The organism is Shewanella sp. SG41-4 (assembly GCF_014164505.1).
GTDB lineage: Bacteria > Pseudomonadota > Gammaproteobacteria > Enterobacterales > Shewanellaceae > Shewanella.
In genome coordinates, this window is record NZ_JACJFI010000608.1 from 1 (window position 1) to 1,285 (window position 1,285).

2 protein-coding genes are annotated in these 1,285 nt (G+C 41.8%); both read left to right on the forward strand.

Annotated elements, in window-relative coordinates; genetic code table 11:
• Positions 1–351, forward strand: a 351-nt coding sequence (locus tag H5202_RS22625; protein ID WP_182773997.1) for a Kiwa anti-phage protein KwaB-like domain-containing protein, incomplete at its 5' end; no start/stop codon positions are given.
• Between the two features lie 523 nt (positions 352–874).
• Positions 875–1,285: hypothetical protein (locus tag H5202_RS22630; protein WP_182773998.1), on the forward strand; the 411-nt coding region annotated here is incomplete at its 3' end.

Sequence of the window (1,285 nt, forward strand, 5' to 3'; positions counted from 1 at the left end):
GACACAGCCGCCAAATGCGTAGCAAAACTCACAGATATGGCGTTGATCGAAGATACTGCACCGCTAGTAGAACGGGTAGAAGGCGAGGATATGGCGTTTTCTCGTAAATTAGCAAAGGTTGCCCGCAACTCGCCAGTAATGGGAGCAGTAGCAAACAACGACATTATCGCTTTTGCACAGAAACACAAATACCTGTCAAAACTACTAAAACTCAATGACGCAGGGGATAAGTTTGTCTTAAAGACAAAAATATCTCAGAACCATTTTATTAAACTTATGAGTGATGACTACTTGGAGTCAGAGTTGACAAATATTCAATATGACAGTTTGGCCAAAGACAAACTGCAATAGCAATTTAGGTTTAATTTAAAAGCTATGACTCACTACGAAAATAAATAGGTAGTTGGTATTCACGTAGTGTCGCGTGGCACCTGTAATACACGATTGATTAAGAATGGGGAGTATTAGACCAATTTGTCTTTGATGCCCATGTCATCCATATCAAATGCGCGCGCTGCGAGTCACCAGTATAACACGTTTGATAGTCCCGAAGCATGCAATCACATGTACACAAGTTTCAGCCAACTACCATACTTTCGGTAATCCCACATGCGAAAATTAGAGCAAAAATCCTAACTTGAAAATGTCCAGAAATAAGTTAGAACATCTCTAAGTCAGTGGCCAGTATTCATTGACCACGACACCCATAGGCAGGAAACTCTTTCTAAGGCCGATACAATTTACGAGTTAAGCAATGGTGTATTGAGCACCGTTGGTGATAGGGTGGTGAACATATAGTTTTTTTGATCTGCTCTTAAAGTGATTACTATGGTTTTAGTATAAGAAGAAGTAAAGGATTCAGGAAGTTAATAAAATGGAAAAAAATATACGTATCATGGTTTTGTTGCTTTCTTTGTTAGCGGCTTTCGGAGGGATGGCTAAGCCTCGTTTACCTGACCTAGATTTCGAAACCTACGATAAGTTCCCCAGTAGTGGGTGGAGGGTATCTGGAGGGGAGGCTGGGTATAGCTTTTCGGTTGATGATAAGGTTTTTCAACGTGGGCAGCGATCAGTTTCGGTTGAGTTTAAAGGAAGTAAACCTAACGCTGGCTCCTTTGGTTATTGGTTGGCGCTCCAAGCGAAGGGGCAAAACATTAAGTTGAGGGGGGCTGTGAAAACTGAGGGTATTACTGATGGATGGGTGGGGTTGATGCTTAATGTTCACCCTGATCAAGCCTCGAGTAATATGCGAGAGCAGAAATTATTCGGTGACAATGATTGGAGG